Origin of the sequence: Paenibacillus sp. FSL K6-1558, assembly GCF_038002565.1 — a bacterium.
Classification (GTDB): Bacteria; Bacillota; Bacilli; order Paenibacillales; family Paenibacillaceae; genus Paenibacillus; species Paenibacillus polysaccharolyticus.
Genome location: NZ_JBBOCV010000001.1, coordinates 3,876,045 through 3,889,581 on the forward strand (window position 1 = coordinate 3,876,045; position 13,537 = coordinate 3,889,581).

The following is a 13,537-nucleotide window of genomic DNA, read 5'->3' on the forward strand; positions in this document are numbered from 1 at the left end:
TACATCACGGAATGTGTGTATGATTTTCAGTTCTGATTGATATGGAAGAAGCTATGCTTCGACCAATCGCGTTTGGTGGCGATGGCGGAGGGGTTCCACACGTACCCATCCCGAACACGACCGTTAAGCCCTCTAGCGCCGATGGTACTTGGACCGCAGGGTCCTGGGAGAGTAGGACGCCGCCAAGCAAAGAACCACTGCCGATGATGTTCGGTGGTGGTTTTTATTTTGTTTAAATAGGGAAGAACATAAAAATCTTCATTAAAGGAATACTTAAACTACATTCAAAACAAAAGCAGGCGTCCGATCTGAATAAAAGGACGCCTTTTGTTATATTATCAAGGCTTGTCCACCTAAGAAACACATTTGTATACAAGGGGAAGCACACCTGATTGTTCCAAGGAGTTTCCCTTGACATTCTAAATATCGCTTTGCTAAGATGGACAATAATATATTTTCAGAAAACGAATTTTCGGCATACAATACAGCCTGGAATCTTCGGGTTTTGGTCCGTAAAGCTGAGCAAACATAAGGAGGAACACTTGCGTGTGGGAAGATAAATTTGGTAAGGAAGGCTTCACCTTTGATGATGTATTGCTAGTGCCACGGAAATCCGAGACACTGCCTAAAGAAGTAGACGTATCGGTCCGTTTGAGCGATAACGTCAAATTGAACATTCCTTTGATTAGTGCAGGGATGGATACTGTTACTGAAGCGACACTGGCGATTGCCATTGCACGTGAAGGCGGTATTGGCATTATTCATAAAAATATGTCCGTTGAACAGCAAGCTGAAGAAGTGGATCGGGTTAAACGCTCGGAGAGCGGTGTTATTACCAATCCTTTTTCACTTACAGCTGAACATCTGGTATCTGATGCTGAGGCAGTTATGGCAAAATACCGGATTTCTGGTGTGCCTATCGTTGAAGGAGATCAGAAGCTCGTAGGCATTCTGACAAACCGTGACTTGCGATTTATCCATGATTTCAACATCAAGATTAGTGAAGTCATGACGCGTGAGAATTTGGTCACAGCTCCTGTGGGTACAACACTGCAAGAGGCAGAAGGTATCTTGCAGAAGCATAAAATTGAAAAACTTCCATTGGTGGATGAGTCCAACACATTGAAGGGCCTTATCACAATTAAAGATATCGAGAAGGCCATTCAGTTCCCACAAGCTGCGAAGGATGCGCAAGGTCGCCTTTTGGTTGGTGCAGCCATTGGTATCTCCAAAGATACTTTTGAACGTGCAGACGCTTTGGTCAAAGCGGGTGTGGATCTGATTACAGTAGATTCAGCTCATGGCCATCATATTAACATTATTGAAGCGGTTCGCAAGTTACGCGAACGTTTCCCTGAGCTCACCATTATTGCAGGCAACGTTGCTACGGGTGAAGCCACACGTGATCTGATTGAAGCAGGAGCTTCGGTTGTTAAAGTAGGTATTGGGCCAGGCTCCATTTGTACTACTCGTGTTATTGCAGGTATTGGTGTTCCTCAAGTTACAGCTGTATATGATTGTGCAAGCGTGGCGCGTGAATACGGCGTACCTATCATTGCTGACGGCGGTATTAAATACTCTGGGGAGATCACCAAAGCTCTTGCTGCCGGTGCTCATGCGGTAATGCTGGGAAGCCTGTTTGCAGGAACAGCGGAGAGTCCAGGAGAAACGGAAATCTTCCAAGGACGTAGTTATAAAGTATATCGTGGTATGGGTTCAATGGCTGCAATGAAACAAGGCAGTAAAGACCGTTACTTCCAGGATGATGACAAAAAACTGGTTCCTGAAGGCATTGAGGGTCGAGTAGCATACAAAGGTCCTTTGTCTGATACAATTCATCAGTTGATCGGCGGATTGCGTTCGGGTATGGGATACTGCGGAACGAGTAATCTGGATCAATTGCGTAATGACACAAGCTTTATCCGTATTACAGGCGCTGGCCTTCGCGAGAGCCACCCACATGATGTGCAGATTACGAAAGAAGCACCTAACTACTCGTTGTAATCTGAAGTGAGTTAATGATTTCCAAGGCAGGCTCGGCGATTTTCGCCGGGCTTGTCTTTTTTTGCGGATACCCCTGTGATAGAATAGAACAAGCGGTGACCGTCCTAGGATGGAACTGGGCGTTGCGGCGATTTTTTGACGTGATCCATGATTTTTTTATGAGATTCAAAGTAAGCCAGTTATGACTTATCATACTAGAAAGAATGTTTATTACGTTTTACATAAGATAAGCATTCAGCAAGATGCGAGCGAAGTGACAATTGATCTGAATAATAGAGCAACGAACTTGCTCATTTCGATACAGCGCATTCAGCAGAGAACCACATATCCATTGACACAGTGACAGGGACTATGAAAATAGCAGCTTGAGCTGCACTGAGGCATTATTCAGAAGCTTCAGACCGAAGGGAGTATTCATCATTGAAAGCCAAACACATGAATAAGAAAAAACGTCAGATCCTCAAAAAGAGCGTAGCCTCCGTTATGCTCCTTAACATGCTATGCATGTCTGCAGTGATGCCTGTTATGGCCGCTGCCAGTGACTCTGGTCAGGTTCTGACTGCGGCAGCTACAACAACGAAAACGCCAGCAAAGGCCGTTAGTATCCCTTCAGTAGACTCGCTTGGACTTGATGTAAGATCGGCAGTCCTGATGGAAGCTTCTACAGGCCAGATTTTACTGTCAGTTGATGCGGATAAAGCGATGCCGCCAGCGAGTATGACGAAGATGATGACAGAGTATATCGTTGCTGAACAAGTGAAACAGGGCAAGTTTGGCTGGGACGATGTAGTTACTGTTAAAAAAAATGCAGCTAAAAGTATCGGATCACGCATTTTCCTGGCTGAAGGTGATCAGCACACGGTAAAAGATCTGTATATCGCCATGGCTGTTGGATCGGCCAATGATGCTACCGTGGCATTGGCCGAGTATGTTGCCGGTTCGGAAGCTGAATTCGTAAAAATGATGAATGAGGAAGCGAAACGGATGGGTATGAAGGATACCCACTTCATTAACTCTACTGGTCTGGATCGTGCAGACATGCCAGCAGAATTCCGTCCAGCAGAAGACAAGGAAACGGTGATGTCCGCTTTAGACGCTGCTATTTTGTGTAGATATATCGTCAGAGATCATCCTGACTACAAAGATTTTACAACGATTCAATCCTACAAATTCCGTCCGAACGACAAAGCACCTATTATCAATTATAACTGGATGCTGGAAGCGAATAAAAATATAACCAACTTCAAAAGCTACGCTTACGAAGGTCTGGATGGTATGAAAACAGGCCATACGAGCAACGCAGGCAATAACTTTACGGGTACGGCTGAGCGTAACGGTATGCGTTTGATTAGCGTGGTGATGGGAACCGATTCTGAATCCGCACGTTTTAGAGAAACGAAAAAGGTGCTGGATTATGGTTTTGATAATTTTGAAGTAAAACAGGCTGTTGCAGGTAAAACCAAAGTTAAAGGCTGGGAAACGGTACCTCTGAAAAAAGGGAAAGAGACGACAGTTCCTGTCGTAACCGACAATGCAGTAAGTTTTGTTGTTCCTAAAGGTACTCAAGACCTGAACGTAACATTCAAAGCGAGTGTAACCGAAGCGGATAAACTGGTTGCACCAATTAAAGCAGGTACTAAGGTTGGTACGGTCACTTACACCTACAAAGCAGAGGGAATGGAACCTCAGGAAAAAACGGTAAACCTGATTACAGCCGAAGAGGCTGAGAAGGGCGGCTGGTTCCGCCTATTCTTCCGTGCGATCAAAGACTTCTTCGTTGATCTGTTCGATGGAATCAAAAACTTGTTTTAACCGAAAAATACAAACTAATACTGAATGAGTGGATTGTATATTTACGCTTTTTCCGGTAAAATATCAAGTTAGAATTCTACGTATTACAGTATAAAAGTCTAAGGTTCTTTCATCTGAATAGAAGCGCTATTATGCTTATTGAAAAATGGGAGACAACACATACACTACGGGGGGCTTGGAATATGGAAACGGGAACATCACGCGTTAAAAGAGGTATGGCTGAAATGCAAAAAGGCGGCGTAATCATGGACGTCATGAACGCTGAGCAAGCTAAAATTGCGGAAGCAGCAGGTGCAACAGCAGTAATGGCACTTGAGCGTGTTCCTTCTGATATTCGCGCAGCAGGTGGAGTGGCTCGTATGGCTGATCCAACGATTGTGGAAGAAGTAATGAAAGTTGTTACGATCCCTGTTATGGCCAAAGCACGTATTGGTCACTATGTAGAAGCTAAAGTACTTGAGTCACTGGGTGTGGATTACCTGGATGAGAGTGAAGTACTGACTCCTGCGGATGAAGTATTCCATATTGATAAACATGAGTTTACTGTACCGTTTGTATGTGGAGCGAAAGACTTGGGTGAGGCACTTCGCCGGATCGGTGAAGGAGCATCTATGATTCGTACAAAAGGTGAGCCGGGAACAGGCAACATTGTTGAGGCGGTACGTCATATGCGTTTCATTAACGGCCAAATTCGTAAAGTAACCAATATGTCAAAAGACGAGTTGTATGCTGAAGCGAAGAACCTGGGCGTTGCCTATGAGCTTTTGCTGGATGTGCATGAGAACGGAAAATTGCCAGTGGTTAACTTTGCAGCGGGCGGCGTAGCCACTCCAGCAGATGCTGCACTTATGATGCACCTTGGAGCAGACGGTGTATTTGTAGGTTCTGGTATTTTCAAATCGGACAGCCCGGAGAAATTCGCACGTGCAATCGTTGAAGCAACAACACATTATACCGATTATAAATTGATTGCCGAGGTTTCTAAAAACCTGGGAGCACCAATGAAAGGCATCGAAATTTCCAAACTCGCACCTTCCGAGCGTATGCAGGATCGCGGCTGGTAAGAGAAGGGGAATTCAGACATGAAGATCGGCGTTTTGGCACTTCAGGGTGCTGTTACAGAACATATATGCAGTATTGAACGTGCTGGAGCTGAAGGTGTAGCCATTAAGCAAATTCAGCAGTTAGAGGAACTGGATGGCTTGATTTTACCGGGTGGAGAGAGCACAACCATCGGAAAGCTCATGCGCAAGTATGGGTTCATGGAAGCCATTCGTGCCTTCGCCGCAGCTGGAAAGCCGGTATTCGGTACCTGTGCGGGTCTGATCGTTATGGCCAAGCGTATTCAAGGTCAGGATGAGGCTCATCTGGAGCTTATGGATATGACCGTTTCCCGTAATGCTTTTGGGAGACAGAGAGAGAGCTTTGAGACAGACCTACCTGTAAAAGGTATCGATGAGACGGTACGGGCTGTATTTATACGCGCTCCGTTAATTGAGAGTGTTGGCGAACAGGTCGAGGTTCTTTCCACGTATAAAGATGAGATTGTGACAGCACGCCAGGGACATTTGCTGGCTTGCTCCTACCATCCAGAGTTGACGGATGACTACCGTCTACATGCTTACTTTGTAGACATGGCAAGGGCATATAAACAATCGGTATAAGCAAAATAAAGTATGATGTACAACCTATGATCTCCCGGTCATCGGAGCACTCCTCAGTTGTCTGTTCTAGACTACGGAGGCAGCTGCATCTGGACGGATGCCTCATGTTGCTTGTAACTGCTGCATAGCGGAATCGCAGCGGAGGTGGCAACCGGGGACATAGGTTGTTTTTTCGGTTATTAGCACATTGTAGGTTATAATAGATATTATTGTGTTTTTAAATGAATGTATCGAGAACGGGCCTGACATGAGGCTCTATAATGTAGGTTTATTAGGAGGGGTACGTAGTGCTTGATGTGAAAATATTGCGGAATGAATATGCACGTGTAGAAGAAGCATTAAATAATCGTGGCAAATCGCTCGACCTGATTGCTGGGTTTACGGAGCTCGATGCAAAGCGACGGGAATTGCTTCAGGAGAGTGAGAATCTGAAGAGTCGCCGTAACACCGTGTCCGCAGAAGTAGCCAGACTGAAGAAAAATCGTGAGAACGCCGATGATTTGATTGTCGAGATGCGTGAGGTCTCCGATCGAATTAAAGCAATGGATGAGGAAGTACGCGAGCTTGAGGTTAAAATTAATGACCTCACGATGGCGATTCCTAACATTCCAAATGAAAGTGTGCCTGTAGGTACATCCGAAGAGGATAATGTTGAAATTCGCCGTTGGGAAGAGCCCAAGTCATTCTCTTTCACGCCAAAAGCGCACTGGGAGATTGCACAGGAGCTGGACATCCTTGATTTTGAAGCAGCAGCCAAAGTGACAGGTTCACGTTTTACCTTTTATAAAGGACTTGGAGCGCGTCTGGAACGTGCTTTGATTAACTTTATGATGGATTTGCACAGTGATCAGCACGGATACGAAGAAATTTTGCCTCCATATATCGTGAACCGGGACAGCTTGTTTGGAACAGGCCAGTTGCCGAAGTTCGAGGAAGATCTGTTCAAGCTTAGAGATACCGAGTATTATCTGATCCCAACAGCAGAAGTACCCGTAACGAACTACCACCGTGAAGAGATTTTGAATGCCGATGATCTGCCGAAGCATTTTGTCGCATATAGTTCCTGTTTCCGCTCAGAGGCTGGTTCGGCTGGACGGGATACTCGTGGCTTGATCCGTCAGCATCAGTTCAACAAGGTAGAGTTGCTCAAGCTATCTTCACCAGAGACATCGTATGATGAGCTGGAGAAAATGACACAAAACGCAGAGCGTGTACTACAACTTCTGGGCTTGCCTTACCGTGTGTTGACGCTCTGTACGGCAGATATGGGTTTCACTTCGGCTAAAACATATGATATTGAAGTGTGGCTGCCTGAGAGCAATACCTACCGCGAGATTTCATCATGCTCCAACTGCGAAGACTTCCAGGCACGTCGTGCCAATATCCGTTTCCGCAGAGAGCCTAAGGCAAAACCTGAATTTGTACACACACTGAACGGTTCAGGACTGGCAGTGGGACGTACAGTAGCAGCCATTCTGGAGAACTATCAGCAAGAAGACGGAACGGTGATTATTCCAGAAGCATTGCGTCCTTATATGGGTGGGATTGAAGTCATCGCTCGCCGTAAATAGTACGATGTTTAAGATAGCATAATTAACAAATCATCTTACTCCATTCGCCATTTGAGGATGGCGGGTGGGATGGGTGATGTGTTACAGTGCTGGAGGCTGTTAAATCCGGTTCTATTATAAATTTTAAATAAAAATACTTGCATTCCATCATTAATCTATGGTATGATACTTTTCGTGGCAAGTTTATAAAATATTTTTTTGGAGAGGTACCGAAGCGGTCATAACGGGGCGGTCTTGAAAACCGTTAGGGTGCAAGCCCACGTGGGTTCGAATCCCACCCTCTCCGCCATATCACACTTATAACAAGGATTCGAGCGATAATGCTCGGGTCCTTTTTTGATTTAATTTTATATAAAGAGTATAACTACTCAGCATGCATAAAAACATCATCATCTCCGCACGTTATAGAAGTGGAGGTGGTTAAAGATGAACCGCGAGCTAAACATTGATCAGAACGAACTTGTAGGTGCTTGGCAGGAGCGTTTGCCTGAAGTCTTGAATGTGGGGGATCAGGCACAGGTTATGGCAGACGAAGCAAATCATCAGGCGATTCGGATACACATTGCAACAGCAGGTCACGAAATGTACTCTTTTGATTTTAAATGCCAATATGTTGATTCCCGTGAGGTCAGTGTAGAGCTAGTTGACGTGGAACGGGATGGGCGAACAACGGATGAGCGCACAGAGCCGATTCAGGAACTGGCGCATGATTACACTCGGCATATTCACGAGTGTGCTCAGTCATTGCAATCGATAACGAAATCATAACACGAACCAAAAGGGGTCGAATGGAATGACTAAAGCCAAATCGGGCGTGGATAAAAACCTGCAAAATGTTGTTGGAGATCTCGAACAAACTGGTGTTAACAGCCATCATGCGCAGCAAATACAGCAAGATTCCAATGATCGCCGCCATCAGGATGCATTAAATCATGATAAAACGGAAGATAGAGACCCATCTCATTCCTAACCTATGATGAGGAGGCACTTATATGAGTAAACCAAAAGCAATCCCTGTACCCGAAGCTCGGGATAACCATCAGCAACGTCATTCATCCAAGCGCTCTTCCATGCAGGAACCATTGTCTGGCTCTAAAAAAGTGAAGAATCAGAACCATGTGGATCATCTAAATCCGGAGGGGTAACCCTATAATGTTCTCGTGCAAAAGATAAGTACCAAACATAAAAAATCACTTCATTTCGAAAGTCCCTTGTTACCTAACAGGGGGCTTTTGCGTATTCATACATATGGAAAGACTAGCAGTCAGATCATCCCGTACCTTACATAGGTCTTTCTAGCCATTTTCAAGAGGAAAAATCACAATTTTCCCAAATTAGGTTTCAGTATCGGCCGAGATGGTATATCATTGGTATTGAATTATTTTTTTGGGGTTATCACGAGAGGAGAGAAACAAATGACTAAACGCATGGGGGCGCTTCTTCTTACGTTGTTGTTAACCGTATCTTTGGCTTTAACAGCATGTAGTAGCAAGCAAGAACCAAAAGAGGCATTGAAGACGGCTGCAGCGAATGCTTCTAAATTAACTTCGTACGAAATGAGTTCCAACTTTACAATTAATGAGTTGAGCTATAAACCTGGTGATGCATCTCAGACCGATCAAAGCATGACCCAGTTTATGAGCATGCTGAAGGACGCACAACTGAATGTCACAGGTGTATACCAAAGCGAGCCAATGCAGACAGAGATGACCGTTGGCATCGAGCTTAAAGGCGATATGGGGATGACTTTTAACATTCCTATGGTAATGACCAAAGAGAAATTGTATATAAAAGTGCCAAACATCCCATTCTTCCCGATTCCGGAAAATATGGTGGGCAAATTTATTGAATTCGACTTGAAAAAGCTGGCGGAGCAAGAGGGTACAGAATTTAACCCCGATGCACTGGACGCAGCCAAAACACAAAAGCTGAGCAACGAAATCATGGATGCGGTACTGGGTGAGTATGATGAAGCTAAGTTCTTCAAAAACCTCGACACCAAAGATGCAAAGTTGCCTGAAGGTGTAGACGCGAAGCAGGTTGTACAATTCTCTGTAAACAATGACAATGTGAAAGAAGCAGTTACTGTACTGGTAACCAAAGCACTTCCTAAAGTGATGGATATTGTCTCTAAAGAAGAGTACAGAGATATGTTGCAACTGAGCCAGGCAGATATTGACAAAGCCAAAGAAGATTTGAAAATCTCTGAAGCAGATCAAGCTGAAATGACTAAAGATCTGGATAAATTGAAAAACGTTCTGACAATCAACACATTCAACATTGATTTTGCGTTGGATAAAAACGACTTCCCAGTTTATCAAAAAATGGTTGCTGACATGCTGATCAAACCGGAAGATACCAAAGACGAAATGAAATTGGCCTTCACTGGTTCGAACACATACACTAAAATTAACGAAAAGCCTGAATTCAAAATCAACATCCCAACGGGTGACGATGTAATTACGATGGAAGAGTTCGAGCAATTGATGAACTCCTCTTACGGATATTAAGATCTAAACCTGATCTACAAATAAAACCCGCCTGATACTCAAGCAGAGAACGCTCTTTTCCTGCTAGTATCTAGGCGGGTTTTATTTGTATAAATACCACTCGCTCCTGTACACAAGGAATGATGTGGTGTTTATTATGTAGACAATCACTGAGGGTGCGGCAATGGGCTTAGCGCTGTAATTCATCTCCCAAATCTTCGGCAAGCACGGCGTAGATTTGATGATCCTGATAGACCCCGTTAATTTTCAAATATTTACGAGCGATCCCCTCAGGCTGGAATCCGTTCTTCTCCAGTACCCGCTTAGAACCCTGGTTTGATGGCAATACAGCGGCCTGCACCCGGTTTAACTTCAGAGCACGAAACCCATAGGCTACAGCCAGCTTTACCGCAGCAGTCATTCGTCCACCGCTTTGATAGTCCGGATGAATGAAGTAACCCATATCTGCATAATTAGCAACGCCGAGCACAACATTGTTCAGACTGACTTGCCCGATGAGGAGGTCATCCTTAATCGTGAAGATACCGAACTGATAACCGGTACCCTCGTCAGCAGCTCGCACGCGATCCTCAATGCGCCGGGTCTGAGCTTCAAGCGTGTAAAAATCATTTTCGCGAATTGGTTCAACTGCTTGATAAGGGATGCGGGTAAGCTCAATCAGTTCAAGATAGGCTTGTGCATCTTTGATGTCGAGTAAACGAAGACTTATGCCATGAGCTGTATCGTATAGTGTTAGTGCCATTGCAGCAAACATCCTTTCTCACATATTGTTTTCTTATGTTACAGGGTTATTATTTTTTACGCAAACGTCTGAAAAATTGAGTCAGCATGGAAGAACACTCCGGTTGCAGAACATCAGGGATAACCTCGGTTCTATGGTTGAAGCGCGGTTCTTGAAGTAAATTCATTAATGTCCCTGCACATCCTGCTTTGGGATCCGCAGTACCGAAGATTACGCGTGGAACCCTGGATTGCACAATCGCACCGGCACACATTGGACAAGGTTCGAGAGTAACGTACAGTGAACAGTCTAGTAAGCGCCAAGCTCCAATGGCTTCGCTTGCCTCTCGAATGGCCACCATCTCCGCATGGGCAGTAGAATCGAGCGTGGTTTCCCGCAGATTATACCCGCGGCCGATAATCTCGTTGTTACGCACAATAACGGCTCCGATAGGTACCTCACCAAGCGCCTCTGCTTTCTGGGCTTCTGCAATAGCTTGCCTCATCCAATATTCATGCAGCTCTTCCTCGGGTAGCACTGTGAGATCAGGCTGGGGAAAATCATCCTTCATAGGCTTAAAACTCCCTTCTTCAACATTTATTCAGCGAACAAACATTCGGTTTGTTAACATGTTGTGCACAGAATTGTGGATAACTATTAGTTAATCACATAGTTATAAACATACTATCCACAACCCTGTGGATTTGTGTACAAATCCAGTGATACATCTCATTGCATTTCATGAAAAGTGAACATACAACAATATTCGATCTATTCAGCCAGAGCGGTAACTTTCGGGCAAAGGGCGATTATCCTTTTCAAATAGTCATACAAGCGTTATGATGGGTATAGGTTTTGCCATATATCGCCAGAGGGCATAAGCCGAGAGGTGAAGAACGAATTTGTCTATTAAAACGAAATTATCCATGATTATGTCGTGCTCGGTGCTCGTTATTTTGGTATTAAATATCGCACTGAGTTATTATACTACAGAAGAGAATTTGAGGCAGGATAGTGAGAACAAGATGGTACTCACAGCGAAACAGATTGCAATTTCTGTCGAACAAAATCAGTACAGTGCAGATTATGTAAAAAGACAGATCGGAAACAATTTGTGGCTTGCTTCTATTATGGCAGCAGAGGAATTAGATCCAGATATCAAGAACATTACCAATGAAGATCTGGTTCGTTTGAGTAAAAAAGTAGGTGTATCCCATATCTCACTCCTGGAACAGACGGATGATGACATTGTGGTTAACAGATCCTCTGATCCAAGGGAGATAGGGCTCTCCACGAAATCAATGACGTACTGGTATCAGGCGTTTAAGCAGTTATTCGAGAAGCATCAGGTAACGATTCCCGAGGGGCAGAAGCTTGATCATTTCTGGTCAGATGGTTTCGAGTATTCGACGTCCAGTCCTACAGATATTGATATCTGGGGTTATTACCATGATGGAAAGAGAAATTACATAATCAACCCCTTCTATAATAATACTGAAGTAGATGACTATGTGAAGATCTCTAGCCCGGATGAAATCTTAAATAAAATCCGTGAAGTCAATCCCTCCATTTTGGAGATTACAGGCATTAATCCATTGACTTTTGCGAGCCCGGATATGAGCGATGATGGAAGAGATACGAACTTCAGCAAACTGAATAACAGACCGATCCGTTTTGGTACATATCAGTATGGCTCGGTAGATGAAGACCATCGTGCTGTGGTGCGAGCTGTTCGCACAGGGCAGAATGTATCTTTCGTGAGTGAAACACATGATCAGAAGGTTTTGAAGAGTTTTATTCCGATTTTCACACCGAATGAGTCTTCATATGTGATCAGTATTGTCATGGATTACAAACAAATATCCTCGATGGTATCTGAACAGCTGGTCAGCCATGCTTCGATATCTCTGGTTTTGCTGGAGATTGTGATCTTTGGCAGTTACTTGCTTGCTGGTTACATTACACGTCCTATCCAATCGATCTTGGGCAAGGTGAATGATGTGGCGGATGGGCATTTTGATTTCCGTCTGAAGATTAAACGCAAGGATGAGCTGGGACAGCTCGCCAACCGGATCAATGCGATGATTCGTAATCTGGGTCACTATACAAGTCGTCTAAAGCAGATGTATGAAGAGAACCGGGCAGTGAAGGAGCATCTGGAGTCTATCATTAATCAGACAGCTGATGCAATTCATATAACAGACCTTGAAGGAAAAGTGCTACGGGTTAACCGTGCATTTGAACAATTATATGGTTTTCGTAGCCGTGAGGTGGAAGGACGTTCGCTCAAGATTATTCCTCCTGAAGCGGAGGAAGAAATGAAGCAGCAACATGCACAGCTTATTGAAGGCATGTCGATTACGTCTAATGAAACGATCTGGATGAAAAAAGACGGAACCCGGGTTGAAGTCAGTGTAAGTACGGCGCCTGTACGCGACGAGGCTGGTGAGATTACAGCTCTCATCAGTGTCTCAAGGGATATTACAAGCCGTAATCGGATGGAAGAGCTGCTTAGACGGTCGGAGAAGCTAACGACGGTTGGACAGCTAGCCGCCGGAGTAGCCCATGAGATTCGAAATCCACTTACAACGTTGCGCGGTTTCCTACAGCTTCAACAGGAGAGCAACAAGCTAAATCATCGCCATCTGGATCTGATGTTATCTGAGCTTGACCGAATCAACCTGATCGTAGGCGAGTTTTTGATTCTGGCGAAGCCGCAAGCAGTTCATTTTCAAGAGCGGGATATTCGTTTCATTCTTGGGGATGTTATCTCATTGCTGGATAGTCAGGCACATCTGCACGGGGTTGAGTTTGTGTTGCATGCATCATCGGATTCAGCTATGGTACACTGTGAAGAGAATCAGTTAAAGCAAGTATTCATCAATGTCCTCAAAAACGGTATGGAAGCTATGCCGAATGGAGGAAGCATCCATATCAAGCTGAAGGTTAACGAGCAGGCCAACCGAGTTAGGATTGAAATTAAGGATGAAGGCATTGGCATCCCGGAAGAAATGATGGCAAAGCTTGGTGAGCCGTTCTTCACGAACAAAGAATCCGGCACAGGACTCGGCCTCATGGTAAGTCAGCGAATTATTCAATCCCATAAGGGCATGATGGATATTAAGAGTGCTATGAATAGGGGAACCACTGTCATTATTGAACTGCCGGCTTCTGAAGTGCAGACACAGTTACAGGAGGCAGATCCATCAGCGGAAGAACAACAACCAGATGAAGAGAACTAGATGAGGTGAGATG

12 protein-coding genes, 1 tRNA gene and 1 rRNA gene are annotated in these 13,537 nt (G+C 44.6%); 12 read left to right on the forward strand and 2 right to left on the reverse strand.

What is annotated here, in order from left to right:
* The first annotated feature begins 71 nt into the window (after window positions 1-71).
* The 11 genes from rrf to MHI38_RS16740 all read left to right on the forward strand — a co-directional run bounded on the left by rrf (window position 72) and on the right by MHI38_RS16740 (window position 9,561).
* Window positions 72-188: ribosomal RNA gene (gene rrf / locus MHI38_RS16690) — 5S ribosomal RNA — on the forward strand.
* A 358-nt stretch (window positions 189-546) separates the two neighbouring features.
* Complete coding sequence (guaB, locus tag MHI38_RS16695) at window positions 547-2,004, forward strand: IMP dehydrogenase (protein WP_090924897.1); 1,458 nt, start codon at window positions 547-549, stop codon at window positions 2,002-2,004.
* 420 nt (window positions 2,005-2,424) lie between these two features.
* Window positions 2,425-3,816 carry a D-alanyl-D-alanine carboxypeptidase family protein gene (locus tag MHI38_RS16700; RefSeq protein ID WP_154892144.1) on the forward strand — a complete coding sequence of 464 codons (1,392 nt, stop codon included), beginning with the start codon at window positions 2,425-2,427 and terminating at the stop codon, window positions 3,814-3,816.
* A gap of 182 nt (window positions 3,817-3,998) precedes the next feature.
* The gene (gene pdxS / locus MHI38_RS16705; RefSeq protein WP_024628815.1) at window positions 3,999-4,880 is read left to right on the forward strand and encodes a pyridoxal 5'-phosphate synthase lyase subunit PdxS; all 882 of its coding nucleotides are present in this window, start codon (window positions 3,999-4,001) and stop codon (window positions 4,878-4,880) included.
* Between the two features lie 18 nt (window positions 4,881-4,898).
* Entirely contained in the window at window positions 4,899-5,480 is a 582-nt protein-coding gene (gene pdxT / locus MHI38_RS16710; RefSeq protein ID WP_154892143.1) for a pyridoxal 5'-phosphate synthase glutaminase subunit PdxT, read from the forward strand.
* 287 nt (window positions 5,481-5,767) lie between these two features.
* Window positions 5,768-7,051 carry a serine--tRNA ligase gene (gene serS, locus MHI38_RS16715; RefSeq protein WP_090924894.1) on the forward strand — a complete coding sequence of 428 codons (1,284 nt, stop codon included), beginning with the start codon at window positions 5,768-5,770 and terminating at the stop codon, window positions 7,049-7,051.
* 200 nt (window positions 7,052-7,251) lie between these two features.
* Window positions 7,252-7,340 (forward strand) — tRNA-Ser (locus MHI38_RS16720).
* A 137-nt stretch (window positions 7,341-7,477) separates the two neighbouring features.
* Entirely contained in the window at window positions 7,478-7,819 is a 342-nt protein-coding gene (locus MHI38_RS16725) for a hypothetical protein (protein ID WP_090924892.1), read from the forward strand.
* 25 nt (window positions 7,820-7,844) lie between these two features.
* Window positions 7,845-8,021 (forward strand): hypothetical protein, encoded by a 177-nt coding sequence (locus MHI38_RS16730; RefSeq protein WP_167375858.1) that lies wholly within the window; start codon window positions 7,845-7,847, stop codon window positions 8,019-8,021.
* 22 nt (window positions 8,022-8,043) lie between these two features.
* Entirely contained in the window at window positions 8,044-8,196 is a 153-nt protein-coding gene (locus MHI38_RS16735; protein WP_090924891.1) for a small acid-soluble spore protein P, read from the forward strand.
* Window positions 8,197-8,466: 270 nt separating this feature from the next.
* On the forward strand, window positions 8,467-9,561 hold the full coding sequence (locus tag MHI38_RS16740; protein WP_090924890.1) for a hypothetical protein: 1,095 nt from the start codon (window positions 8,467-8,469) through the stop codon (window positions 9,559-9,561).
* Window positions 9,562-9,730: 169 nt separating this feature from the next.
* Here the strand turns inward: MHI38_RS16740 and MHI38_RS16745 are convergent, their stop codons facing one another.
* Together MHI38_RS16745 and tadA are read right to left on the reverse strand one after the other, a co-directional pair.
* On the reverse strand, window positions 9,731-10,303 hold the full coding sequence (locus MHI38_RS16745; RefSeq protein WP_154892142.1) for a GNAT family N-acetyltransferase: 573 nt from the start codon (window positions 10,301-10,303) through the stop codon (window positions 9,731-9,733).
* 49 nt (window positions 10,304-10,352) lie between these two features.
* Entirely contained in the window at window positions 10,353-10,853 is a 501-nt protein-coding gene (gene tadA, locus MHI38_RS16750; protein WP_154892141.1) for a tRNA adenosine(34) deaminase TadA, read from the reverse strand.
* Between the two features lie 331 nt (window positions 10,854-11,184).
* Here tadA and MHI38_RS16755 point away from each other — a divergent pair, with 331 nt between their 5' ends.
* Window positions 11,185-13,524: a PAS domain S-box protein gene (locus tag MHI38_RS16755; RefSeq protein WP_090924887.1), complete on the forward strand. Its 2,340-nt coding sequence runs from the start codon at window positions 11,185-11,187 to the stop codon at window positions 13,522-13,524.
* Window positions 13,525-13,537 lie beyond the last annotated feature (13 nt).